The 23,521-nt window shown below is 68.9% G+C and carries 24 protein-coding genes; 16 read left to right on the top strand and 8 right to left on the bottom strand.

Annotated elements, in window-relative coordinates; all coding sequences use genetic code 11:
- From folE to D7Y13_RS03570, 5 genes are all read left to right on the top strand, one after another.
- Window positions 1–579: GTP cyclohydrolase I (folE, locus tag D7Y13_RS03590; RefSeq protein WP_244222310.1), on the top strand; the 579-nt coding region annotated here is incomplete at its 5' end.
- A complete protein-coding gene (locus D7Y13_RS03585; RefSeq protein ID WP_120582805.1) occupies window positions 576–2,006 on the top strand; it encodes an FAD-binding oxidoreductase in 1,431 nt (476 codons plus the stop codon). The genes folE and D7Y13_RS03585, both read left to right, overlap by 4 nt.
- Window positions 2,007–2,232: 226 nt before the next feature.
- Window positions 2,233–2,973 (top strand): sigma-70 family RNA polymerase sigma factor, encoded by a 741-nt coding sequence (locus D7Y13_RS03580; protein WP_120531841.1) that lies wholly within the window; start codon window positions 2,233–2,235, stop codon window positions 2,971–2,973.
- A 197-nt stretch (window positions 2,974–3,170) separates the two neighbouring features.
- Window positions 3,171–3,881, top strand: a complete 711-nt coding sequence (locus D7Y13_RS03575; RefSeq protein ID WP_341870394.1) for a tetratricopeptide repeat protein — start codon at window positions 3,171–3,173, stop codon at window positions 3,879–3,881.
- Window positions 3,878–5,746 carry an AMP-dependent synthetase/ligase gene (locus D7Y13_RS03570; protein ID WP_120582804.1) on the top strand — a complete coding sequence of 623 codons (1,869 nt, stop codon included), beginning with the start codon at window positions 3,878–3,880 and terminating at the stop codon, window positions 5,744–5,746. Before D7Y13_RS03575 ends, D7Y13_RS03570 begins: the two co-directional genes overlap by 4 nt.
- 174 nt (window positions 5,747–5,920) lie before the next feature.
- Here the strand turns inward: D7Y13_RS03570 and D7Y13_RS03565 are convergent, their stop codons facing one another.
- Together D7Y13_RS03565 and D7Y13_RS03560 are read right to left on the bottom strand one after the other, a co-directional pair.
- Window positions 5,921–6,157, bottom strand: a complete 237-nt coding sequence (locus D7Y13_RS03565; protein ID WP_120531844.1) for a twin-arginine translocase TatA/TatE family subunit — start codon at window positions 6,155–6,157, stop codon at window positions 5,921–5,923.
- Window positions 6,158–6,235: 78 nt separating this feature from the next.
- A complete protein-coding gene (locus D7Y13_RS03560; protein WP_120582809.1) occupies window positions 6,236–7,243 on the bottom strand; it encodes a sensor histidine kinase in 1,008 nt (335 codons plus the stop codon).
- A 220-nt stretch (window positions 7,244–7,463) separates the two neighbouring features.
- Here D7Y13_RS03560 and D7Y13_RS03555 point away from each other — a divergent pair, with 220 nt between their 5' ends.
- The 9 genes from D7Y13_RS03555 to D7Y13_RS03515 all read left to right on the top strand — a co-directional run bounded on the left by D7Y13_RS03555 (window position 7,464) and on the right by D7Y13_RS03515 (window position 14,481).
- Entirely contained in the window at window positions 7,464–7,826 is a 363-nt protein-coding gene (locus tag D7Y13_RS03555; RefSeq protein ID WP_199732701.1) for a response regulator, read from the top strand.
- Window positions 7,827–7,920: 94 nt separating this feature from the next.
- Window positions 7,921–8,250 carry an SCP2 sterol-binding domain-containing protein gene (locus D7Y13_RS03550; RefSeq protein ID WP_120531845.1) on the top strand — a complete coding sequence of 110 codons (330 nt, stop codon included), beginning with the start codon at window positions 7,921–7,923 and terminating at the stop codon, window positions 8,248–8,250.
- 109 nt (window positions 8,251–8,359) lie between these two features.
- Window positions 8,360–9,538, top strand: coding sequence for a CaiB/BaiF CoA transferase family protein (locus tag D7Y13_RS03545; protein WP_120531846.1), 1,179 nt, complete (start codon window positions 8,360–8,362; stop codon window positions 9,536–9,538).
- A gap of 130 nt (window positions 9,539–9,668) precedes the next feature.
- Window positions 9,669–9,965, top strand: a complete 297-nt coding sequence (locus tag D7Y13_RS03540; protein ID WP_120531847.1) for a hypothetical protein — start codon at window positions 9,669–9,671, stop codon at window positions 9,963–9,965.
- Window positions 9,962–10,897 carry a ferritin-like domain-containing protein gene (locus tag D7Y13_RS03535; RefSeq protein WP_199732698.1) on the top strand — a complete coding sequence of 312 codons (936 nt, stop codon included), beginning with the start codon at window positions 9,962–9,964 and terminating at the stop codon, window positions 10,895–10,897. Before D7Y13_RS03540 ends, D7Y13_RS03535 begins: the two co-directional genes overlap by 4 nt.
- Window positions 10,897–11,262 (top strand): holo-ACP synthase, encoded by a 366-nt coding sequence (locus D7Y13_RS03530; RefSeq protein ID WP_120531848.1) that lies wholly within the window; start codon window positions 10,897–10,899, stop codon window positions 11,260–11,262. The genes D7Y13_RS03535 and D7Y13_RS03530 overlap by 1 nt, the downstream gene beginning before the upstream one ends.
- Window positions 11,263–11,291: 29 nt before the next feature.
- Window positions 11,292–11,750, top strand: coding sequence for an acyl-CoA thioesterase (locus D7Y13_RS03525; RefSeq protein ID WP_233595365.1), 459 nt, complete (start codon window positions 11,292–11,294; stop codon window positions 11,748–11,750).
- Window positions 11,747–12,670 (top strand): serine aminopeptidase domain-containing protein, encoded by a 924-nt coding sequence (locus D7Y13_RS03520; RefSeq protein ID WP_120582803.1) that lies wholly within the window; start codon window positions 11,747–11,749, stop codon window positions 12,668–12,670. Before D7Y13_RS03525 ends, D7Y13_RS03520 begins: the two co-directional genes overlap by 4 nt.
- 59 nt (window positions 12,671–12,729) lie before the next feature.
- Window positions 12,730–14,481 carry an AMP-binding protein gene (locus D7Y13_RS03515; protein ID WP_120582802.1) on the top strand — a complete coding sequence of 584 codons (1,752 nt, stop codon included), beginning with the start codon at window positions 12,730–12,732 and terminating at the stop codon, window positions 14,479–14,481.
- Between the two features lie 10 nt (window positions 14,482–14,491).
- Here D7Y13_RS03515 and D7Y13_RS03510 read toward each other — a convergent pair whose 3' ends face one another.
- The 4 genes from D7Y13_RS03510 to D7Y13_RS03495 are packed head-to-tail and all read right to left on the bottom strand — an operon-like array spanning window position 14,492 to window position 20,540.
- Complete coding sequence (locus tag D7Y13_RS03510) at window positions 14,492–15,607, bottom strand: hypothetical protein (RefSeq protein WP_120582801.1); 1,116 nt, start codon at window positions 15,605–15,607, stop codon at window positions 14,492–14,494.
- Window positions 15,608–15,658: 51 nt separating this feature from the next.
- The gene (locus D7Y13_RS03505; protein ID WP_120531852.1) at window positions 15,659–16,234 is read right to left on the bottom strand and encodes a MarR family winged helix-turn-helix transcriptional regulator; all 576 of its coding nucleotides are present in this window, start codon (window positions 16,232–16,234) and stop codon (window positions 15,659–15,661) included.
- Window positions 16,234–19,389, bottom strand: a complete 3,156-nt coding sequence (locus D7Y13_RS03500) for an efflux RND transporter permease subunit (protein ID WP_120582800.1) — start codon at window positions 19,387–19,389, stop codon at window positions 16,234–16,236. The genes D7Y13_RS03505 and D7Y13_RS03500 overlap by 1 nt, the downstream gene beginning before the upstream one ends.
- A 50-nt stretch (window positions 19,390–19,439) precedes the next feature.
- Window positions 19,440–20,540 (bottom strand): efflux RND transporter periplasmic adaptor subunit, encoded by a 1,101-nt coding sequence (locus D7Y13_RS03495; protein ID WP_120531854.1) that lies wholly within the window; start codon window positions 20,538–20,540, stop codon window positions 19,440–19,442.
- A 335-nt stretch (window positions 20,541–20,875) separates the two neighbouring features.
- Here D7Y13_RS03495 and D7Y13_RS03490 point away from each other — a divergent pair, with 335 nt between their 5' ends.
- The gene (locus D7Y13_RS03490; protein ID WP_120539866.1) at window positions 20,876–22,015 is read left to right on the top strand and encodes an acyl-CoA dehydrogenase family protein; all 1,140 of its coding nucleotides are present in this window, start codon (window positions 20,876–20,878) and stop codon (window positions 22,013–22,015) included.
- 3 nt (window positions 22,016–22,018) lie between these two features.
- Here the strand turns inward: D7Y13_RS03490 and D7Y13_RS03485 are convergent, their stop codons facing one another.
- Together D7Y13_RS03485 and D7Y13_RS03480 are read right to left on the bottom strand one after the other, a co-directional pair.
- Window positions 22,019–22,306 carry a hypothetical protein gene (locus D7Y13_RS03485; RefSeq protein WP_120531879.1) on the bottom strand — a complete coding sequence of 96 codons (288 nt, stop codon included), beginning with the start codon at window positions 22,304–22,306 and terminating at the stop codon, window positions 22,019–22,021.
- 65 nt (window positions 22,307–22,371) lie between these two features.
- On the bottom strand, window positions 22,372–22,779 hold the full coding sequence (locus D7Y13_RS03480) for a hypothetical protein (protein ID WP_120531856.1): 408 nt from the start codon (window positions 22,777–22,779) through the stop codon (window positions 22,372–22,374).
- An 80-nt stretch (window positions 22,780–22,859) separates the two neighbouring features.
- Here D7Y13_RS03480 and D7Y13_RS03475 point away from each other — a divergent pair, with 80 nt between their 5' ends.
- Complete coding sequence (locus D7Y13_RS03475) at window positions 22,860–23,513, top strand: SAM-dependent methyltransferase (protein ID WP_120531857.1); 654 nt, start codon at window positions 22,860–22,862, stop codon at window positions 23,511–23,513.
- Window positions 23,514–23,521 lie beyond the last annotated feature (8 nt).

The raw sequence follows: 23,521 nt of genomic DNA, 5'->3' as shown, positions 1-23,521 counted from the left end.
GTGAAGCCCGACCCCGCCGCCATGGCCCGGGCGGTGCGCGACTTCCTCGCCGCCGCGGGCCTCCCCCTCCAGGACGAGAACCTGGTGGACACCCCGACGCGCGTGGCCGACGTGTGGGCGAACGGCTTCCTGGACGGCTACGGCCGCACGCCGGAGGAGGCGCTCGGAAAGACCTATCCCGCCCCGGCGAACTCGTCCGGGGAGCTGGTCGTCGTCACGGACCTGCGCTTCCACTCCATGTGCCCGCACCACCTGCTGCCCTTCACCGGCCGCGCCCACGTGGCCTACGTGCCCGGCGCGCGCGTGGTGGGCTTCGGCCGGCTGGCGGCGCTGGTGGACTGCTTCGCGCACCGGCTCATCCTCCAGGAGGACCTGGCGCGGCAGGTGGCCTGGTCCCTCGCCCGCGTGCTCGACAGTCCCGCCACCGCCTGCATCCTGGAGGCGGAGCAGGCCTGTCTCCGGTTGAGGGCGGATCACCAGCGCGACGCCGTCACGCACGCCGAAGCCTATGAAGGCCGGTTGCGCCGCGATGGCCCCCTGCGCCGCGAGCTGTGGGCCCGCTTGGGGGCCCGGCGATGAACCCGGCGGGCCAGACCTTCGAACGGGTGGCGCCCGAGCGGGTGGCGAAGGTGCTGGAGGCCCTGGCGGACGTGCTGGCGCAAGGTCAGATGCGGCGCGACGAGGCCTCGCTCGACGCCTACGCGCGCGACGAATCCGACAGCGGCGTCTACCCGCCCGACGTCGTCCTCCTGCCGGAGACCACCGCGCAGGTGTCCGCCATCTTCAAGGCCTGCCAGGCGAACGGCGTGCCCTTCACCCCGTGCGGCGCGCGCAGCGGCAAGAGCGGCGGGTCGCTGCCCTTGCGGGGCGGCGTGGTGGTCAGCCTGGAGCGCATGAACCGCATCCGCGCCATCTCCTCCGAGGACCTCACCGCGGTGGTGGAGCCCGGCGTCATCACGGGCGACCTGATGAAGGCCGTGGAGGCGCAAGGGCTCTTCTATCCCCCGGACCCCAACTCCTGGGAGTTCTGCACCCTGGGCGGCAACGTGGCGGAGAACGCCGGCGGGCCCCGCGCGCTCAAGTACGGCGTCACGCGCGACTACGTCATCGGCCTGGAGTGGGTGATGCCGGACGGCGAGGTGCTGCGCGTGGGCCGGCGCACCATCAAGGGCGTGGCCGGCTACGACCTTGTGGGGCTCTTCGTGGGCTCCGAGGGCACGCTCGGCGTCGCCACCGAAATCACCGTCCAGCTCATCCCCCTGCCGCGCCAGGTGATGACCGCGCTGGTGGTGTTCCCCTCCGTGCTGCACGCGGCCCGGGGCGTCTCCGCCGTGCTCGCGGCCGGCATCCTGCCCCGGTGCCTGGAACTCATCGACGAGGTCGCCGTCCAGGCCATCGTCCACCGGGGCAGCTTCCAGTTCCCCCCGGACGCGGGCGCCGCCCTCATCGCGGAGGTGGACGGCAACTCCTCCGAAGGGGTGTTCGCGGAGCTCACCCAACTGGGGGGCATTTGTGAATCACACGGGGCCACCCAGACCCTGGTGGCCCAGGACGAGTCCCAGCGCGAGAAGCTGTGGGCCGCGCGGCGGGTGATTTCCCCGGCGCTGCGCGCGCTGAAGGCCGCGAAGATTTCGGAAGACATCGTGGTCCCCCGCTCGAAAATTCCCGAGATCATCGAGCGGCTCAAGAAGATGGGCGAGGAGCTGGGGCTCACCGTGGCCACGTACGGCCATGCGGGCGACGGCAACCTGCACGCCAACATCCTCTACGACGGCCCGGCCCAGCGCCCGCTCGTCGAGGAGGCCCTGCGCCGGATGCTGGAGCTCACCGTCGCCCTGGGAGGCACCATCACCGGCGAACACGGCGTGGGCCACGCCAAGCGGGAATACCTGGCCCTGGAGCAGGCCCCCGCGCTCCTGGACCTCCAGCGGCGGCTGAAGGCCTTTTTTGATCCATCAGGCCTGCTCAACCCGGAGAAAATGTTCCCCGTTCCCAGGTGTTCTTGAATCCGTGGCCGGAAACGTAGGTGCTGCCCACCCGTCAGACTTCTCACCTTTCGAGGCATGAGAGGCCACCCCTGTGACGGGCTTTTGACATGGGTAAGCGGGCGAAATGCCCTTCTCCATCGGAATGAGAAACCCTTTCCGACGTTGCGCGTCCTAGTAACAGATGGACGCGGTTCGTCGGGGGATTCATCGCGTCCGGCAGTTACGAACGGAAGGACGGGAAATCATGGCCAACTCGACGAAGTACGCAGCAGAGGGCCTCTCGCATTACCTGCGTCACCTGGGCGGGCACCACCAGCTGACGCGTGAGCAGGAGTACGAACTCGCGCGCCAGGCCCGCAAGGGAGATGAGAGCGCCCGACAGACGCTCGCCAGCTCCAACCTCGCTTTCGTGGTCGCGGTCGCCAAGAAGTTCGCCAATCGCGGGGCCCGTCTGGACGACCTCATCCAGGAAGGCAACGTGGGCCTGATGAAGGCCATCGAGCACTTCGATCCGAAGAAGAACGTGCGCTTCGCCACCTATGCCGTCTGGTGGATCCGCGCCTACATCACCCGCTACCTCAAGGACAACCGCAGCCAGGTGCGCGGCGGCGAGGCGGAGCGGGGCAGCATGGTGGACTTCTCGCTGGACGCCACCATCGACGAGGAGGGTGAAACCACGTTCCTCGACCGGTTGGAGGACGGCGGGCCCTCGCCCCAGGACTCGTTCCTGACGCGCGAGCAGGACTCCGAAGTGCAGGAGGCCCTGGCCAAGGTGCGCAAGCGCATTGGCGACCTGGGCTGGGACATCCTCCAGGAGCGGCTCACGCAGGACAAGCCGCTGACGCTGGAGGAGCTGGGCCAGCGCTGGGGCGTGTCGCGCGAGCGCGTGCGCCAGGTGGAGCTGAAGACGAAGAACTTCCTGGAGCGCTACCTCCTCGCCTTCAACGAGAACGAGGAGCACACCGCCACGGCCGACGCGGCCTGAAGCGGTTCCAATTCCCCTGCCTCCCCACCCGGGAGGGCAGGGGTTCTGTTCAGAAAAGACGGGGTCTGGCGGGTTGTTCAAACCTTGCCGGCCCCGTCTTCTTTTTGCCGCGCTGCGTCTGGCGCGTTCGGTTGCTGGTGGGCAAGCGTGCGTGTTAAGGCGTTAGGATGCGCTTGAAATTGCTAGCCCTTTGGGTCTTGGCGGCCCTTCCAGCCCAGGCGGCGGAACCCGCGCTGCTCACCCAACTCGACGCGTTGTTCGACAAACGCAACGACGCGGAGTCGGTGAAGGCGCTGGAGACGGGGCTGAGGGATGCGCTGAAGGCCGCGCCCGAGGACTTCGACCTCGTGTGGCGCAAGGCCCGCATCCTCCAATGGCAGGCGGACGGCGCCACCACGGAAAAGCTCAAGAAGGTCCTGGGCAAGCAGACGTGGGAAGAGGGCGACAAGGCCGCGAAGCTCCAGCCCGCGCGCGTGGAGGGGCATTACTACGCTGCATGTGGCATCGGGTCCTACTCCCAGGCGGTGGGCATCATGAAGGCGCTGGGGGACGGCCTGGAGGGCAAGTTCAACGAGCGCCTGGACACCGCGCTGAAGCTGGACCCGGGCTACGACTTCGGGGGTCCCTGGCTGGTGAAGGGTCGCTATTTCTATGAATTGCCGTGGCCGAAGCGCGACCTGAAGAAGTCGGTGTCGTACTACGAGAAGGCCATCGCCAAGTATCCGCAGTCGCTGCGTGCCTACTACTACCTGGCCGAGACGCTGTTGAAGGACGGCAAGGCGAAAGAGGCGAGCGCGGCCATCGAGAAGGTCAAGCAGGGAAGCACCGCGTACAGCCTCGCCGAGGCGCAACGGGTGCAGCAGTGGGCCAAGAAGGTGGATGCAGACATCCAGGAGGAGCTCAAGTGAGGGCAGAGAGTCAGGTCACGACGGCTCCCGCGGCGAGCGGGACGCAGGAGCAGAACCTCGTCCAGTTGCTCGTGCAGCGGGCCCAGAACGCCTCCAAGGTGGGCGTCACCCACAAGAAGGACGGGCGCTGGCAGGACGTCACGTTCGCCCAGGTGCTGGAGGACGTGAAGGGGCTGGCCTCCGGGCTCATCGCTCAGGGCGTCCAGCCCGGGGACCGGGTGGCCATCTTCGCCAACACCAGTCTCCAGTGGATCGTCGCCGACCTGGCCATCAGCGCGGCCCAGGGCATCACGGTGCCCATCTACAACTCCAACACGCCGGATGAATGTCGCTACATCCTCAACCACTCGGAGACGAAGGTGCTGCTCGTCGACTCCGACGAGAAGGATGCCAAGCAGGCCGGTCGCCTGTCGCGCGTGCGCTCCAAGCTCAAGGACATCCCGTCGCTCAAGAAGATCATCGTCTTCGAGGGCCCGGTCAGCGGCGACATGGAGATCTCGCTCGCGGACGTGATGGCGTCCGGCAAGAGCGGCCCCCAGGCCACGGAGGAGTCCTTCGCGCAGCGCGTGGCGGCGGTGAAGTCGGATGACACGAACCTGCTCATCTACACCTCCGGCACCACGGGCGACCCCAAGGGCGTCATCCTGACCCACGGCAACTGGGCCTATGAAGCGAAGGCCACCCAGGCCATGGGCATGATGAAGCCCGAGGACTCGGTGATGCTGTTCCTGCCCCTGGCGCACGTGTTCGCCCAGGTGGTGAAGGCCGCGTGGCTGTCCATGGGCTTCCGGCTCATCATCGCGGAGTCGGTGGACAAGCTGCTGGCGAACCTGGCGGAGACGCGCCCCACGGTGCTCCCGTCGGTGCCGCGCGTGTTCGAGAAGGTCTACAACAACGTCGTGGCCAACGGCTCCGCGGCGCCCGGCGTGAAGGGCAAGCTCTTCAACTGGGCCTTCGGCCTGTTCGACGAGTACGCCGAGGCCAAGGCGCAGGGCCGCGAGTACAACACGCTGATGTTCGGCCTGGCGAAGAAGCTGGTCTTCTCCAAGGTGCGCAAGACGCTGGACGAGAAGCTGGGCGGCAACATGCGCATCTTCATCTCCGGCGGCGCGCCGCTGTCGCGGAAGATCGCCTACTTCTTCGACCTGCTGGAGCTCAAGGTGCTGGAGGGCTACGGCCTCACGGAGACGAGCGCCCCCTGCAACGCCAACCGCGTGGAGAAGATCAAGATCGGCACCGTGGGCCCGCCGGTTCCGGGCACGGAGATCAAGATCGCCGCGGACGGTGAGATTCTGGTGCGTGGCCCCTGCGTGATGAAGGGCTACTACAAGAACCCGGAGGCCACCGCGGAGGTGCTGGAGGCGGACGGCTGGTTCCACACCGGTGACATCGGCGAGGTGGACTCCGACAACTACCTGCGCATCACCGACCGCAAGAAGGACATCATCGTCACCGCGGGCGGCAAGAACGTGGCGCCCCAGAACATCGAGAACACGCTCAAGACGTTCCCGCTCATCAGCCAGGTGATGGTGTACGGCGACACGCGCCCGTTCCTCGTCGCGCTCGTCACGGTGTCCGAAGACCCGGCGCGCAAGCTGCTGGAGGACAAGGGCATCGCGGTGGGCAGCTACGCGCAGAACTCCCAGCGGCCGGAGATCAAGACGGCCGTCGAGGAGATCATCAAGAAGGTGAACGCGGAGATCCCTCCGTACTCCGGCATCAAGAAGATCGCGGTGATGGAGGCGGACTTCACGCAGGAGTCCGGCGAGCTCACGCCCACCCTCAAGGTGAAGCGCAAGGTCGCGAGCCAGAAGTACAAGGCCATCATCGACGCCATGTACCAAGGCGCGAAGGCGACGGACTGAGGTTCCCCGCCGGGCTCCCTGGCGTCCCGAAAGGGGCGCCGGGTGCCTTGCGCGGAGAGGGTGCCCCACCAAGCCCGACGCCCGTCCGAAGCCGCTTCACGCGGTCCCCGGTACGGGCGTCAAGGGTGTGACGGCGCTCTGGGGGACGGGCCTTCAGGGCCCGCCCGGACGGCTTCAGGCGTGGTGGCTCGGGGACTTGGCCGCCACGTCCTTGTCCACGCCGGAAGCGGCGGACAGGGTGCCCGGCGTCTTCTTCTCCTCGACGTCGTCCTTCTCGTCGGTGGAGAAGCCGCGCTTGAAGTTGCGAAGCGCACTGCCCAGGGACGAGCCGAGCTGCGGCAGCCGCGAGCCGCCGAACAGCAGCAGCAGCGCCGCGAAAATCAACAGAATCTCAGGAAGCTTCAAACCCATGGCTTCGCTCCTCGCACAATGCGCGCCGGAGCATAGCGGTGGGAGGTGGGTCGCGCTAGCAACTCCCGCCTGGGCCGCTCACGCCTGCCAGCCCGCCGGATGCGCGAGCTCCCGGACCCGCGGCACCGGCAGCGTGAGGAAGAGGGTGCTGCCGCCTTCGTCCGCCTGGGCGCCCACCTGGCCGCCGTGCGCCTCCACCTCCTGCAGGGCCAGGAAGACGCGCAGCGGATCCTCCAGCTTGCGCTCGCGGAACGCGCGCTCCTCGCACTGGAAGACGGCGGCGATGTCCTCTTCCGGAACGGGCGCGCCGTCGCGGCGCACCTCCACCCGCACCTGCGGTCCCAGCCGGGCGGCCCGGACGTGAAGCTCCTCGCCCGGCTGCGCGCGCACCAGGTGGTGGTGCACGAAGGCCTCCACCGCGTGCTGGATGCGGCCCGCGTCCACCTCCACGTCGGGCAGGTCCGGCAGCGCGTCCAGCACCAGCGCCACGCTGGCGGCGGACGCCGCGGCCCGCGTGCGCTCCACCGCCGCGTCCAGGATGGGCAGGAGCGGCTGTCGCTCGCGCTCCACGGCCAGCGCGCCCAGCTCCGCGCGGCTCGAATCGAAGAAGTCCTGGGCGAAGGCCAGCGAGCGGTCCGCGTTGCGCAGGATGGTCTCCAGGCCGCGCTGCGCCTTGGGCTCCAGCGGCACGCGCCCGTTGAGCAGCAGCGCCGCGTACGAGCGGATGTTCGCCAGCGAGCCGCGCAGGTCGTGCGAGGCGAGTGACAGGTAGCGCACGCGCTCCGTCACGCGCTCGCTGCTCCAGGGCACCGGCAGCGTCCACACCAGCCGCCCGCCGTCCTCCAGCGCCTCCTCGCCGGCCATCAGCGCGCGGCCTTCACGCTCCCAGACGCCCCGGACGCCCTCGCGCGGATGGAAGCCCGCGGACGTCAGCAGGCCCTCCAGCCCGTCGGAGGCCAGGACGGGCGGCAGGGCCTCCAGGCCCAGGTGCTCGAGCAGCAGGGGGCCAAGCAGGCGCGGCGTCCCCTGTCGGGACAGGAGCACGAGGCCGGGTGCTGGCTCGTGACCTGCCGCTGTCTCCCCCATCCACGTCACGCGGACCTCCCCCTGCGCCATCTTTCGGTCTCCGGAAGGGTGGGCAGTGACTGTCGGTTTTGCAACGGGCTCCCGCTCGGAGCGGGGGCGCCTTAATTTCTTGCGCCAGACGGTCCTCGGATGGTGGAAGCTAGGCTCCGGAAGCGGCATCGAGGAGACACCACTGACCTCGCTCAACGCACAGCAGACTGGTTCGCCCGTCGTTCTCGTCGTGGATGATGATCCCGACATCCTGGAGGCCCTTTCGGAGATCCTCGAAGCCGAGGGCTTTGAAATCCGCCGCGCACGCAACGGAAAGGAAGCCCTGGAGCGCCTGGAGCCGGACCCGCCTCAGCTCATCCTGTTGGACCTGATGATGCCGGTGATGGACGGGTGGGAGTTCGCCCAGCGCATGCGCCAGAAGCCGTCCGTCGCGTCGATTCCGCTCATCGTCCTGAGCGCGGACCGGAACGTCGGCAGCAAGGCGAAGGACATTGGCGCGGTGGGACACCTGGCCAAGCCGTTCGAACTCAACGACCTGCTGGCCATGGTCCGCCACTCCCTCAATCCCGTGGTGGAAACGACGCGCATCTGAAACCGCTGCCTCCCGTGCTTGACCCGACGGGGGAGCCGCCGTTACGGTCCGCGCGGACTGATTCACCAATCAACGCTGAGAAAAGGAGCGAGTCATGGCGACCGCGAAGGACATCATCGAGACCGACATTCCCGCCGTCCTGAAGGAGAAGCCGGAGCTGGCGAAGGACATCAACGCCATCATCCACTTCGACATCTCGGGTGAGGGCGGAGGCAAGTGGACGCTGGACGCCACCAAGTCGGAGGGCTGGGTGTCCTCGGGCATCGAGGGCGCGTCGAAGATGACGGTCACCGTCAGCAACGACGACTTCGTGAAGATCCGCGAGAAGAAGCTGAACGCGCAGATGGCGGCCATGCAGGGCAAGCTCAAGTTCAAGCCGATGGACATGGGCCTCGCGATGAAGCTCGCGAAGCTGCTCGGCTGAGCCGAAGCCCGCACCAGTCGCTTCCCGTGTCGAGTCGGCGGCGCGTTTCCTTCCACGGGGAACGCGCCGTCTTCCGTTTCATCCTCCCCCTCCTGGAGTAACCCCCCTCATGTCTCCGTCGTCATCGCCCCTCGCGGGCCTGCGGGTGTTGGACCTGTCGCGCCTGCTGCCCGGCCCCTACGCGACGCTGGTGCTGGCGGACCTGGGGGCCACCGTCGACAAGGTGGAGGATCCGGACGTGGGGGACGCCACCCGGCACATGCCGCCCCAGCGCGACGGCGAGGGCGCGCTCTTCTACGGGCTGCACCGCAACAAGCGCTCGCTGGCGCTGAACCTCAAGACGCCGGAGGGCCGCGACGCGCTCCTGCGCCTCGTCTCCCACTACGACGTGCTGGTGGAGAGCTTCCGGCCCGGCGTCATGGACAAGCTGGGCGTGGGAGAAGCGGTGCTGCGCGCGAAGAACCCCCGGCTCATCTACTGCGCCATCTCCGGCTACGGGCAGACGGGCCCGGACCGGCTCAAGGCGGGGCATGACCTGAACTACGTGGCCCGGGCGGGCCTGCTGGGCTACGGCGGCGAAGCGGACGGCGCCCCCGCGTTCCCGGGCGTGCAGGTGGCGGACATTGGAGGGGGCAGCCTGTTCGCGCTGGTGGGCATCCTCGCCGCGCTGCACGAGCGCGAGCGCACGGGCGTGGGCCGCTTCGTGGACGTGTCCATGACGGACGGCGCGCTGGCGTTCCTGCACCTGCACCTGGCCGCGCGCCTGTTCGCCGGCGCGCAAGGAACGCCGCTCACGCGCGGCCGCGAGGCGCTCAACGGCGGCTACCCCAGCTACGGCCTGTACCGCACCGCGGACAACCGCTGGCTCGCGGTGGGCGCGCTGGAGCCCAAGTTCTTCGGAGCGCTCGCGGCGAAGCTGGGCCGCCCGGAATTGCTGGACGATGCGTACGTGCCAGGTGAACCCGGCGAGCGGGTGAAGGCGGAGCTCCAGCGCATCTTCGAAAGCGAACCCCTGGCCCACTGGCGCGAACTGCTGGCCGGCGCGGACCTCTGCGTGGAGCCCGTCGCGGAGGGGGATGAACTGTTGTCCGATGCACAGCTGCGCGCCCGCGGCCTCTTCGTGGAGACGGAGGATGCGCAGCGCGGCATTCGCGTAACGCACCTGCTCACGCCGCTGCGCATGGGGGATGTCGCGTTGCGTCCACCGCCCGCGCTGGGCCAGCACTCCCGCGTCATCCTTGAGGCGGCGGGTTTCACCGCTGAAGAAATCTCGCGTCTGGGTGTGTGAAACATAGTCGCCGCGCGGCATTTTCCAGGGGAATCCGGGCCTTCGCGCTTGGCAATTGACAGCCGTTCAGCGACAGCTAGATTTTTGACTGTGGAATCGACTTTCAGCCCCCCGGAAGGAAAGTCAACACATGCCCGACGCACAGGATTTGGAGTCCTACCTCCTCCGTAAGTTCTCGGAACACGTAGGTCTGCCAGAAGCCGAACTGCTCTCGGAGGACATGACGCTCGCGGCCCTCATCACGCGCTCGGACCGGATGACGAACAGTGTGGATTTGATGGAGGCCTTCGCGCGGACCTCGAACGGATTGCGAAAGGATTTTGGACTGAGAGTGCGTTTGCCGGCGCTGTCGCTCGACACCCCCGTGTCGAAGGTCCTCGCCATCTTCCTGGAAGAAGTCCGCAACCCGGAGCGCAAGAGCGCATGAGCATCCATTCCCAGCCGTCGCAGTCGGTGGAAGACGTCGTGGAGGCCCGTCCGGCCATCGTGGCGGAGCTGCACCACGCCCTCACGGTGCAGGGCCTGTCGCTGGTGGACCTGGCGTGGGAGCAGCAGCGGCTGCACGAGTCCCGGCGCTGGAGCGTGGTAGAGGCGCTGGGCGCGGTGGACTTCGCGCGCGTGAGTGAGTCCGACCGTCACCTGGTGTGGAACGCGGGCCGCGCGGAGCTGACCACGAAGCCGGGCGCGGACCGCCTGGAGCGGCTGGCGGACGCGGAGTGCCGGCGGTGGCTGGAGAAGGACCCGACGGTCGCGGCCATCATGCAGGCGTGTGGCACGTGGAGCCGCTACTGGAACGAGGAGGAGGCGCACCACGAGACGGCGTTCAACCGCATCTCCACGGTGATGAAGCTGGAGCGCGTCTCCAACGCCACCTTCATCGAGTTCCGCAAGGTGTTCCCCGACGACGACATGCTGCGCACGCTGACGCTGCTGGCCATCTCCGAGGTCGTGGCGGCGGTGAACTACGGCCAGTGCGCGGCCATCATCGAGGACCCGGGCCTGCGGGCGCTCTTCAAGCAGGTGGCCGCGGATGAAATCCAGCACATGAACAACTTCATCGCCTTCGCCAAGGCGCTGGTGGACAGCGGGGCGTACCGGGCGAAGGAGGCCTTCGCGGTGGCGCACCTGTTCCTGCGCGACGGCGGTGAGGTGCACGGCAGCAAGCGCGAGCGGGTGGAGGCGCGCGACACCCACGTCAACTGGTGGGACCACCTGGAGCACCGCGAGGGCATGTACACGCCGGATGCGCTGCGCAAGAAGGAGCAGCTCATCTTCCACGCGCTCAAGCGCATCACCGGCATCACGGTGGATTCGCGCGAGGCCGTCGAGGACACCTGGATGGACCTCGTCGGGTGTTGATGGGCCTGGGCCATGACCTCCAGTCCGTCGCGGAGCTGGAGGCCACGCGGGCGCTGCTCGAACCGGACGTGTTCTTCACGGCGGCGGAGCTGGAGCGCTTCGCCCACGCGCGCTCTCCCGTGGAGAGCATGGCCGCGGGCTTCAGCGCCAAGGAGGCCCTCTTCAAGGCGCTGCCCCGCATCGACACCTGGTTCTGGACCGACGCGGAGCTGCTCCACGACGCGCGGCACGCGCCCCGCTTCCACTTCCACGGGGCGCTCGCGGAGCACCTGACGCGCGAAGGGTGGCAGGTCTCCGTGTCGCTGTCGCACAGCGGCGGCTTCGTCTCGACGGTGGTCGTCGTGATGCACGTGCCCCGCTCCTGAAGCTCCCTGGCGTGCCGTGAGAAGTGAGGATGTCCCCCGTGCATTTCGATGAAGTCTCCCTGACGTTGAGCGTGCGCCCCAACGACCTGGACAGCCTGGGCCACGTGAACAACGCCACCGCGCTGGAGTACCTGGAGGCCGGACGCTGGGCGTGGCTCGCGCACCACGGCCTGTCGCGCGGCGGGACGGTGGTGGCGGTGGTGTCGCGCGTGGAGGTGGACTACCGGCGTGAGATTCCGCCCGGTGACGTGGTGGTGCGCACGGTGCTGGAGTCGCCCGCCGGGGATGACCTGGACGAGGACGGCCTGAACTACCGCGCGAGCTTCCGCCAGCGCGTGTACCTGGGGGAGGGCAGCGCGTCCCTCGCGGTGGAGGCCGTCGTGAACGTGGCGTTCCTGGACGCGGCGACCCGTTCGCTCGCGTCGCTGCAGCAGTTCCTCACGGTCGCGCGCGGTGACGCGGTGGCCTCCCGGGAGACGTCCCCATGAGCACGCACGCCGTCGAAGCCGCCCTCCTCGTGGAGGAGTTCTGGGTGCCCACGTCGGGCGACCACGCGCTGCACGTCACCCAGGTGCGTCCGGCCGCGTCCGCGAACGTGCCCCGGCTGGGCGTGCTCTTCGTGCCCGGCCTGTTCTCCGACGGCCGCTTCTTCCTGGGGAGCCAGGTGGACGGGCCCGCGCGCTTCTTCGTGGACTCCGGCTGCGTGGCCTACGTCGCCTCGCTGCGAGGACATGGCAAGAGCCGCTGGCCGGCCCGGCGCGCGTGGGACTGGAGCTTCGACACGTACGTGCGCCATGACGTGCCGGACCTGGTGCGGGCCGTGCGCGCGCGCCACGAGGGGCCGCTCATCCTCCTGGCCCACAGCATGGCCGGGTACGCGGCGCTGGCGGCGCTGGGGCTCGCGCCGGACGCACAGGCGATGCTGTCGGGCGTGTGCACGCTGTCGTCGGCGGTGAATGACTACAGCGACGGCGGGATGAAGAAGCGCGTGCAGCTGGGGTTCTCCTCGGCGGTGGCGGGCCTCCTGGGCCGCTTCCCGGCGAAGGCGCTCAAGCAGGGGCCCTGGGACGAACCCGCGGGGGTGATGCGGCAGTTCACCGACTGGGCCCCCACGGGGGCCTTTCGCAGCGCGGACGGCGCGACGGACTACTGGAAGGCGCTGGGACAGGTGACGCTGCCGGTGTTCGCGGGCGTGGGGGCGGCGGACGTGTTCCATGCCTCGCCCCGCCGCGCGGAGAAGCTGGTGGCGCACCTGGGCAGCGCGCAAAAGGAATTGGTCGTCCTGGGCCGCGCGCAGGGGTTGAGCTGGGACGCGGGGCACTTCGACGTGGTGCGTGGAGAGCGCGCGCGGCGGGAAGTGCTGCCCCGGGTGTGGTCGTGGATGCGGCAGGTGTCGCCCCCGGCTTGAGCGCTTCCGGGGCCGGTCCGGGAGCGGTGGTGGTGAGACAGCACGAGGAGGGGATTCACATGCTTGGAATCATCCAGCGGTTGGAGTCGGCGGATCCGCGCCGGGGGCTGTTCGTCTACGACGACTTCGTCGGACCGCCTGCGTTCGTGCCCTACCGGGAGTTTCCCGCGCGGGTGGCCGCGGCCGCGGATTTCTTCCGCGCCCAGGGCGTGACGCCCGGCGCGCGCGTCGTGCTCCCCTTCGAGACGTCCACCGCCGTCCTCTTCTCCTTCCTGGGGTTGATGGAGCTGGGGGCGCTGCCCCTGTCGGTGAAGCCGTACATCCTGAGCACGCCCAAGGGGCCCTACCGCGACTTCCTCGCGCGCATCACCGAGCGCTACGGCGCCTGGCGCATCCTGGACGCGCCGAGCCTCTCCGGACTGGAGCTGCCGCTGCCCCGCCTGTCCATGCCTCCGGAGGGCGTGAAGCGCGCGGGCGCGCGGCTGCGCGAGGTCGCGCCCGAGGAGCTGGCGTTCGTGCAGTTCTCGTCGGGTTCGACGTCGTTCCCGAAGGGCATTCCCATCACCCAGGGCAACCTGTCCGCCAACCTGCGGATGATCGTCCAGCACGACGGCCGTACGAACGACGACCGGGTGACGAGCTGGCTGCCGCTCTACCACGACATGGGCCTCATCGGCGGGCTGCTCACCTGCCTCGTGGAGGGCAATGACCTGCTCCTGTCGCAGCCCGCGGCCTTCCTGATGGATCCGCTGGGCTGGTTCGAACAGATGTCGACGGAGAAGGTCACCGGGTCGGTCATCCCCAACTTCGCCATCGACTACGCGCTCAAGACGCTCAAGGACCTGGACGCGGAGGACGTGAAGCGGATGGACCTGAAGCGCGTGCGCTCCATCTACCTGGGCAGCGAGCCCATCAACATCCCCAACCTCCAGCAGTTCCTGGCGCTGCTGGCGCCCGCGGGCCTGAAGCGCGACGTGTTCATGCCCTGCTATGGCATGGCGGAGACGGTGCTGATGGTCGCGAGCACGGCGCCCTACCAGGAGGTGCGCGTCGTCACCGCGCCCAACGGCCAGCCCGCCATCTCCGTGGGCCGGCCGCTGTCGGAGTTCCGGGTGCGGCTGCGCGCCGAGGACGGGCGGGTGTGCGGCGAAGGGGAGATGGGCGAGGTGGAGCTGGGCGGCGGAAGCCTGGCGCCGTCGTACTTCCTGGATGACCGGCCGCTGCTCGGGGAGGACGGCTATTACGCGACGGGCGACCTGGGCTTCCAGCAGGGCGGTGAGCTCTTCATCACCGGGCGCATCAACGACCGCATCAAGGTGAACGGGCAGAGCTTCTTCTCCGCCGACTTCGAGCAGGCGGTGGAGCGCGTGCCCTTCATCCGCCCGGGCCGCACCGCCGTCATCCAGGTGCAGGGGCGGCTGGTGGTGCTGGCGGAGGTGAACCACCCCTCCGTGCTGGAGCGGCTGGAGGAGAGTCAGCAGCAGGTCTGCCGGTCGGTGCTGGAGACGGTGGGCGTGACGCTGCCGGCGAAGGACGTGCTGTTCATCCGCTACGGCCAGTTGCAGAAGACGAGCAGCGGCAAGCTCCAGCGCCGCGCCATCACCGAGGCCTACGAGCAGGGCCGCGTGCGCACCGTGACGCCCTCGGAGCTGCGCGCGGACCTGCTCAAGATGCGCGCCCAGCGGCTGGTCCTGGGCTCGGTCATCGTCGCCCGTCAGCGCGGGCGCCGGTGGATGGCCACCGGACGCTCGGCCCTGACCGCGGGCTTCGAGCGCCTGCGCGGGAAGGGGAAGCGCACCGAGGGCGCCTGACGGCCCCGGTTCACTTCGCGCCGGGGGCTACCGGCCACAGGTCCCAGCCGCGCGCCGCGTGGCACGCATCCCCCACCAGGTCCAGCGCGAGCTGGGGCTCCTTCAGGGCCAGCGTCGCGGTGTCGCGAAAGGCGCCGGTGGCCTCCAGCCGCAGGGTGGCGCTCTCCAGCGCGGCGCGCGCCTCCGCCACGGCGCGGGCCTGCGCGGGCGTGGGCTTCCAGCCCGTCTCGTTCCGGTAGCGCCCCAGCGCCTCCAGCCAGTGCCCGTAGAACTTCACCATCTGCACCAGCACCGGGATGCGGTACGCGGGCGCGGCGGCGAGCGCGGCCTCGTACTGCCGGGCCTCCGAACCCAGCCGGTACACGAGCACGTCCACCTGCGCGTCCAGCCGCGCGCCCCACGCCTTGCGCACCGACGGGAAGCGGGCCCAGCCCGCGACGGCCTGGAAGAAGTGGAGCCCGCCGCACGGGTGCGCGTAGATGCCCTGTTTGTTCTTGGGCACCTCCGCGCGGCCGGCCTTCATTCCTTCCGCCAGTGCCGCATTGGCGGACTCCAGCGTGCCCAGCGCGGTGTCCATCACCGCGTCGATGCGCACCGTCTCCCCCGCGCCGTTCTGGAACGAGCCTCCGGGCTTGAGCACGTGCGACAGCGCATCCAGCGCCCACGCGCCGTCCGGCGAGGTGGCGAGCGCGGGCCGGAAGTCCTGCTGGAGCGACGCCACCAGCTCTCGCAGCGACACCGGTCCCCACGACGCGGGGAAGGCGTGGGACATCGGGTAGCCCGACAGCAGGAACGTCTTCACCTGGAGCGCCGGGTGGGGCTCCACGGGCGTGCCATCCGGGGCGAACGCGTCGAAGACGTAGCGCGCCGGAGTTCCCGCGTCGGTGGACTCGCGGCGCAGGAAGCCCGCGACGATGGCCTCCGAGGCAGGACGCCCGTCGCGGGTGCGGAAGGCCCTGCCGTCCAGGTCCATTCCGTGCGCCAGCGCCCAGGGGTTCTTCGGATCCGCGGCGTGCGTGCGGCACTGCGCATGGAGCACCGAGGCCGCGGAGACAGGCGTCGGAGCCGGGGAGGGTGGGGAAGCGCTCAGGATGAACCCGAGCAGGGCCACGGAAGAGGGGAGCATGGGCGCGGGCAGTGTCGCAGCCCGCGCCCTTCCGCGCATCTTCCAGCCGGTTCAGCGCGCCGGGGAGCTGCTCTTCAAACGTGCGAGCATCCGCTCGATGATGCCGAACAGCGACTCGCGGTCCGCGGGCTCCAGCAGGCCCATCAACCGCCGGACGCCCGAGTCGGTCATCAGGTTGATGATCTTGTAGAGCTCACAGCCCTTGTCGGTGAGCTTCGCGGTGACGGCGCGACGGTCTTCCGCGTCCCGCCCGCGCTCCACCATCCCCATGTCCTCCAGCCGGTCCACCACCCCGGTGATGGTCTTCTTGGTGATGCCGATGCGCTGCGCCAGCACGCCCACCTGGGTGGGGCCGTCCATCCCCAACCAGCCCAGCGCATGGACCTGGGTGGGGGTGAGCCGCATGTCGTCACAGAGGCTGGCCAGCGGATCCCTCAAGGAGCGGAAGTTGGCCAGCTCCTTGAGGAGCGCCAGGAAGCGACGGGAGTCCGGCGTGGACTGGTCGCCTTCCTGGAGCAGACGGTCCGCCGGCGACAGCTCGTCGGCGGGCTCGTCCAGGGCCTCCTCCTGCCCCCCGGAGCGCGCGTCGGCGTCCGGGGGCGGGGTGATGGAGGTGGGGCGGCGCATCAGGCCGTCTCCACCCGAGCGGCCGCCGCGGCGGCCGCCTCCCGCTCGCGATCCTGGTTGCCGGGAGCGCCGTGCGCCGGGCCCGCGCCACCCGCGAAGCCCGCGTCCTTGTCCTTCTTGCGGCTGAAGCGCGCCGCGAGCTGATCCATCAGCGAGTACACCACCGGCACCACGCCCAGCGTCAGGAACGTGGAGGTGATGAGGCCACCGATGATGGTGATGGCCATGGGCGCGCGCGTCTCCGCGCCGTCGCCCTTCGCGATGGCGACCGGGATCATGCCGGCGATCATCGCGATGGTCGTCATGAGGATGGGACGCAGACGGATGGGCGCGGCCTCCAGCAGGGCTTCGTGCGCCGTGCGGCCCTTCTCACGCACCTGGAGCGTGAAGTCGACCAGGAGGATGCCGTTCTTCACCACCAGACCCATGAGCATGATGACGCCGATGAGGGCGAACATGGACATGGACTGGCCCGTGATCAGCAGGCCGCCAATCGCTCCGATGAAGGCGAAGGGCAGCGACAGCATGATGGTGAAGGGGTGGATGAGGCTTTCGAACTGGGCCGCGAGGATCATGTAGATGAGGATGATGCCCAGCAGCAGCGCGGTGCCGAAGGCGGCCACCGACTTGCCCAGCTCCTTCGCGTTGCCTTCCAGCTCGCCCCTGACGCTCTTGGGCAGCTCCTTCGCGGAGTAGGCCTGCAGGTAGGTGATGGCGTCGGAGAGCGCGTACCCGGACGCCAGGTTCGCCAGCATGGTGATCTGCCGCTGCTGGGCCTGACGGTCGATCTGCACCGGGCCGTCCGCGGGGGTGATCTTCGCCAGGTTGCGCAGCTCCACCAGCTGCCCCGTGGGCGAGCGCACGGCGAGCTGGCCGAGCGCGTCCGCGGACGCCAGCGTCTCCGGCGTGAGGCGCAGCTTCACCTCGTACGTCTCACCGCCCTCGCGGTAGTCCAGCACCTTGTCGCGGCCCAGGTAGGCGCGCAGCGTGGCGCCCAGGGACGCGGCGGGGACGCCCAGCGTGGCCGCGCGGTCGCGGTCCACCTGCACGTCGTACTGCGGCTTGCCGGAGCGGTACGTCATGTCCACGTCGGTGAGGCCCGGGTTCTTGAGCATCTCCGTGCGCATCTTCTCCGCGGCCTCCGTCAGCTCCTTCCAGTTGTCACCGCGCAGGTTGTACTGCACCGCCTGCGAACGGTTGCCGCCGCCGGCCACGCCGGAGATGTCCTGCACGGACAGGATGACGCCCTTGGGCGCGTGCATGTTCTGGCGCAGGTACGTCTTCAGCTCGCTCTGCTTGAAGCTGCGGTCCTTCACGGCCGACAGGTTGATGAGCACCTCGCCCTTGTGGACCTCTTCCTGCACGCCACCGCCCGCGGTGGTGAACGTGGAGGTGACGCCGGGGATGGTGCGCACCTGCGCCTCCAGCGTGTCCAGCTGGGCCTGGGTCTCCTGGATGGTGGACCCGATGGGCAGCTCCACCGTGAGCTTGATGTTGCCGTTGTCCTGCTCCGGGATGAACGTGAACTTGAGGAACCGCATCATTCCGAAGGTGGCGAAGAGCACCAGCACCGCGACGATCATCGACACCGCGCGGTGGTTCAGGATGGTGGCCAGGATGCGGCGGTAGCCGTTCTCCATGCCCACGAGCACCTTCTCCACCATCGCGGAGACGCCCGTCGGGTGGCCGTGCTCGCGCAGCAGCTTGGAGGACAGCATGGGCGTGAGCGTCATCGACACCACGTAGGAGATGAGCGTCGCCACCGCCACCGTGACACCGAACTGGTAGAAGAACTTGCCGATCATGCCGTCCATGAAGGCCACCGGGATGAACACCGCCACGATGGCCAGCGTCACCGCGAGCACCGCGAGGGCAATCTGTCCGGCGCCCTCCAGCGCGGCCTGCATGGGCGACGCGCCCTCTTCCATGTGACGCACGATGTTCTCGATGACCACGATGGCGTCGTCGATGAGCAGACCGATGGACAGGGTCAGCGCGAGCATCGTGATCATGTTGAAGGTGAAGCCCAGCGCCGCCATCACCGCGAACGTACCGACGACGGACACCGGCAGCGCGATGGCCGCCACGACGGTGGAGCGCAGGTTGCGCAGGAACACGAGCACGATGAGCACGGCCAGCACGCCGCCCAGGATGAGGTCCTCCTGCACCGCGTGGATGGACGAACGGATGAACCGCGCGTTGTCCGTCACGGTCTCCACCTGCACGCCCGCGGGCAGCAGCTTGTTCATGTCGTCCAGCGACTCCTTCACCAGGTCCGCCACCTGCACGGTGTTGGAGCCGGACTGCTTGCGCACCACGAGCGCCACGGCGTTGCGATCCCCGCTCTTGGCGCTGGAGCGCTGCTCGGCGGGGCCGTCCACCACCTCCGCGATGTCGCGCACGCGCACGGGCGAGCCGCCCATGCTGGAGATGACGATCTCCCGGATGTCGTCCACGCTCTTCGCTTCGGAGGTCAGCCGCACGATGCGCTCGCGGCCGCTGTCCGTGCTGCGGCCACCCGGGACGTCCAGGCTCTGCGCCTTGAGCGCCTGGCTGACGTCGCTGATGGCAAGGCCGTAGCCGCGGAGCCGCTGCGGGTCCACCACCAGCTGGATCTCCCGCTCACGGCCACCGACGATGTCGATGCTGCCCACGCCCGGCTGACGCTGCAGGGCGGGCTTCACGATGTCGTCCGCGACGCGCGTCAGCTCCTCCACCGGCAGGGGACCGGCCAGCGCGAGGGTGATGATGGGGGCCGCGCCGATGTCGAACTTCTCGACGACCGGCGTCTCCACTTCGTCCGGCAGCTTGCTGAGCGTGGCCTGCACGCGGTCGCGCACGTCCTGGGCGGCGACCTCCACCTTGGTGGACAGCTTGAACTGCACGACGATCTGCGAAACGCTCTCCAGGTTGACGGAGCGCAGCGTGTCCACGCCGTTGAGCGTGTTGAGCGCCTCCTCCAGCGGGTCGGAGACGTTCTTCTCCATGGACTCCGGGTCCGCGCCCGGGAGGATCGTCGTCACCGTGACGACGGGGAAGTCCACGTCGGGGAATTGATCCACGCCGATGCGCGGATAGGCGAACAAGCCGAACACCACCACCGCCAGCATCAGCATGGCGGTGAAGATGGGCCGTGTAATGAAGGTCTTGAGCATTCTTCAGGTACCCGAAGGAAAGGGGAGGGGAGGGAGGACCGTCGCTCGCGCTACTGCGCGACGCGCACCGCGGTCCCCTCCTTGACGTCCAGCGAGGCGTCGGCGAGCACGCGCTCCTCCGCCGTGAGGCCCTGCAACACCTTCACGTAGCCCGGCAGCACGCGCTGCACGCGCACGTCGCGCTTGCGCACGGTGCCGTCCTGCACCACCCACACGAAGCCGTCCTGGCCCTTGGCGCTGACCGCCTGCGAGGGCAGGAACAGGCCGTTGCCGGAGTCGCCCGCGGCCTTGGAGAAGTCCATCTCCACGAGCGCGCCCGGGCGCAGCGGGCGCTCCGTCTTGCCCGTCACGTCCGCCAGCACCTCCACGGTGCGGCTCTGCGCGTCGATGACGGCGCCCACGTTGGCGACCTTCGCCTCGAAGCGCATGCCGCTGGGGTTCACGATGCCCGGCGTCACGGTGCCCGGCGCCACGTTGTCGATGACCGACTCCGGCACCAGCATCCGGATCTCCAGCCCGTCAGCGTCCACGATGGAGAACACCGGGGTGGAGGGCGTCATCGCCACGGAGTCGCCCACGTTCTTCGTGCGCGAGGTGATGATGCCGTCGAACGGCGCGGTGATGTTGTGGTCGCGCAGGTTCTCCTCCGCCAGCCGCAGCGCCGCGCCGGCCTGGGCCGCCTGGGCCGCCGCCTGCTTCTGGCCGATCTCCGCCTGCTCCAGCGCGTTGGCCGCGACGCCGCCGGACTCGGCGACCTTGCGCGTGCGCTCCAGGGTGCTGGTGGCCAGCTGCAGCGCCGCGTCCGCCATGTCCTTGGCCGCGCGCGTCTGCTCCACCGCGATGCGCACGTTGGACGTGTCCAGCACCGCCAGCACGTCGCCCTTCTTCACCTTGTCGCCCACCCGCACGTTCACCTTCGCGAGCGTGCCGGTGGCGGACGGACCCAGCGTCGCCTCCTGCTTGGAGCGCACCTGCCCGGTGACGCGCGTGACGTTCTGCGCCAGCTCCGTGGCCGGAGTAATCGCCTTCACACCCAGCGCGTTCGCGCCCTCCTGCGGCGTCGGAAGCTGCGCCTTCTCCGCCCCCGCCTTCGAGCAGCCCGCCGTCGACACCGCAACGGCCACCACGGCGGCCAAGATTCGCTGATTCACGCGTCCGAACTCCTGCCGGTTGTCCGGCGGATCACCCGCCCGGATACCTGCTCCGGCTGATATTCTTTGGGGACTAGAAATTACCGATGCTCGATTATCTGTCAAGAGGATACTCCGTAATGCGGACTATCCACCCTCAAGGGGACCCCGGGGGCCGCCTGCCTGCCCGGAGGCTTGCGCTCCGAGGGCGTCGCATCGCGTCAGCATGAATTGACGCGGTGCAAGGGGGAGGGGACGGCGTGCGTTGCTTGTGGCTGACACGAAGCGCCTGTTATTGATTCGCGAGTCAATCCACGCCGGAAACACCCCCCCGAGTCACTTTCCGAGGACCAGCGATGCTCAATCCGTTCACCGAGGATCACGAGGCGTTTCGCAAGACGGTGCGCGCCTTCGTGGAGAAGGAGATGGCGCCGTACGGGCTGGAGTGGGATCGCGCGGGCATCTTCCCCCGCGAGCTCTTCAAGAAGTGCGGTGACCTGGGTTTCCTGGGCATCAACCACGACCCCAAGTTCGGCGGCAGCGGCCTGGACTACTGGTACGTGACGGCGTTCGCGGAGGAGCTGAGCCGCAGCCGCAACGCGGGCGTGAACATGGCGCTGCTGGTGCAGAGCCAGATGGCCACGCCCATCATCAACGAGATTGGAACCGACGAGCAGAAGCGCGAGTTCCTGGAGCCCGCGCTCAAGGGTGAGCGCATCGCGGCGCTGGGCGTGAGCGAGCCGGGGTGCGGCTCGGACGTGGCGAGCATCAAGACGACGGCGCGCCGGGACGGCGACGACTACGTCATCAACGGCTCCAAGATGTGGATCACCAACGGCACGCGCGCGGACTTCATCACGCTGGCGGTGCGCACCGGTGAGCAGGGCTACGGCGGCATCTCGCTGGTGACGTTCCCCACGGACGTGAAGGGGTTCAGCGTCTCCAAGAAGCTGGACAAGATTGGCAACCTGTCCTCGGACACGGCCATCCTCTACTTCGAGGACTGCCGCATCCCGGCGCGCTACGTGCTGGGCGAGGAGAACCAGGGCTTCTACCACGTGATGACGAACTTCCAGGGCGAGCGCCTGGTGGGGGCCATCACCACGGTGGGCGGCATGGACCGGATGCTGGAGGACGCCATCCAGTACGGCGGCGAGCGCGAGGCGTTCGGCCGGCCGCTCATCAAGTTCCAGGTGTGGCGCCACAAGTTCGTGGAGCACCTGGCGGCGGTGGAGGCGGCGCGGCGGCTCACCTACCACGCGGTGGACCTGTTCGACCGGGGGGAGAACCCGGTGAAGGAGGTCTCCATGGCGAAGCTGTTCGCGGGCGACCTCGCGCAGCGCGTGGCCTACGACTGCCAGCAGTTCTTCGGCGGCATGGGCTACATCGAGGAGACGCCCATCGCGCGGATGTGGCGGGACGTGCGGCTCATCACCATCGGCGGTGGCACCTCCGAGGTGATGAAGGAGATCATCTCCAAGCTGTACGGCTTCTAGTCGCTACTTCTTGCGGAAGAGGGACTCCGCGGCGCTGAGCAGCGCGTCGCGCGAGTCCTTCTGATGCAGGCCGCCTTCGCCCAACTGGAACAGTTCGCAGAAGTTGGCCCCGTCCTTGTCGCGGGGCACCTCCGCGAAGGGCTCCTTGCAGGCCTTGGCCACGGACAGGTCGAAGTGCCGGCAGTTGCGGCACGAGCGCAGGTCCTCCTCACAGCCGGGGCACGCGTCGTTGCGCCCCACCTGGTTGGCGATGATGTCGAGCGTGCGTCCGCAGTGCGCGCAACCGGGCATGGCGAGGTCCTCCCCGTGAATGGGCCGGGGCGGCATCCTGCCAGAATGATGGGGCCTGGGGCCCTTCAGCGCTGGACGCTGGGCGTGAACGCCGGGGCGGGCAGCGACGAGGCTTCCTGGGGCCGGCGCAGCTCGCCGGTGGCGTCCAGCATCTGGTCGTCCAGCCGCTTGAGCAGGAAGAGGACGTAGGCGGACAGGGCGGACAGGACGGAGGCCATGATGCCCAGCAGCATGCCCCGCTGCCAGCGGTGGGCCTTCTCCATCACGCCCCGCCGCTCCTTGAAGGTCTTCAGCTGGGCGTCCACGGACGTCCCGTCCAGCTTCTGGGCGAAGTCGGAGGCCTGGGCGTTGCTCCGGGCCATCAGCCACCGCCCTTCCGCCTGGAGCGTTTCGGCGCGCGTGTAGCAGAACGCCGCTCCGCCCGCGAAGAGCAGGGAGATGGTCAAGGCCGCTGTCACGCTCCGGGTGCCCATGCCCTCAACCCTCCGGAATATCCGTTGGCGCGGACGCTGAACAGGCCGCGACTGCTCCGGCTTTCCGAAGACAGTAGCGGATGCTAGGGACGGGGTCTGACATGGGCAAGTCCTACCGTCCTAAAGACCACTATTTCCAGAAAGCCAAGCAAGAGGGCCTGCGCGCGCGGTCGGCCTTCAAGGTCGACGAAATCCTCAAGCGCTTCCCCACCTCCGTGAAGAAGGGCGCGGCGGTGCTGGACCTGGGGGCGGCGCCGGGCGGTTTCCTCCAGATTCTCGTGGACGCGGTGGGCGTCTCCGGGCGCGTCATCGGCGTGGACATCGTCGCCATCCGGCCATTTTCGCAGAAGCAGGTGACGACGGCGGTGCTGGACGTGCTGGCGGACGACTTCGACGCGAAGCTGGCCGCGCTGTACGACGGGCCGTACGACGCGGTGATCTCCGACATGGCCCCCAAGACGTCCGGCATCAAGGGCACGGACGAGGCGCGCAGCCTGCGGCTGGCTGGCAAGGCGCTGGAGGTGGCGGCGGCGCGCGGCCGGGCCGGGGGCACGTTCGTGGCCAAGGTCTTCATGGGCGGCGACTTCGAGTCCTTCCGCGACGAGGTGCGTCGTCTGTACGAAGAGGTGAAGGTGGTGCGGCCGGAGGCCACGCGCGGCGCCAGCATGGAGGTCTACGTGGTGGGGCTGCGGCGCCGGGCCCCGGAGGCCCCCACGGCTCCAGTCGCTTCCTGACGCGAAGA

The organism is Corallococcus praedator (assembly GCF_003612125.1).
Classification (GTDB): Bacteria; Myxococcota; Myxococcia; order Myxococcales; family Myxococcaceae; genus Corallococcus; species Corallococcus praedator.
The sequence above is the reverse complement of the archived record's forward strand: the minus strand, read 5'-3'. Positions and strand labels throughout refer to the sequence as shown.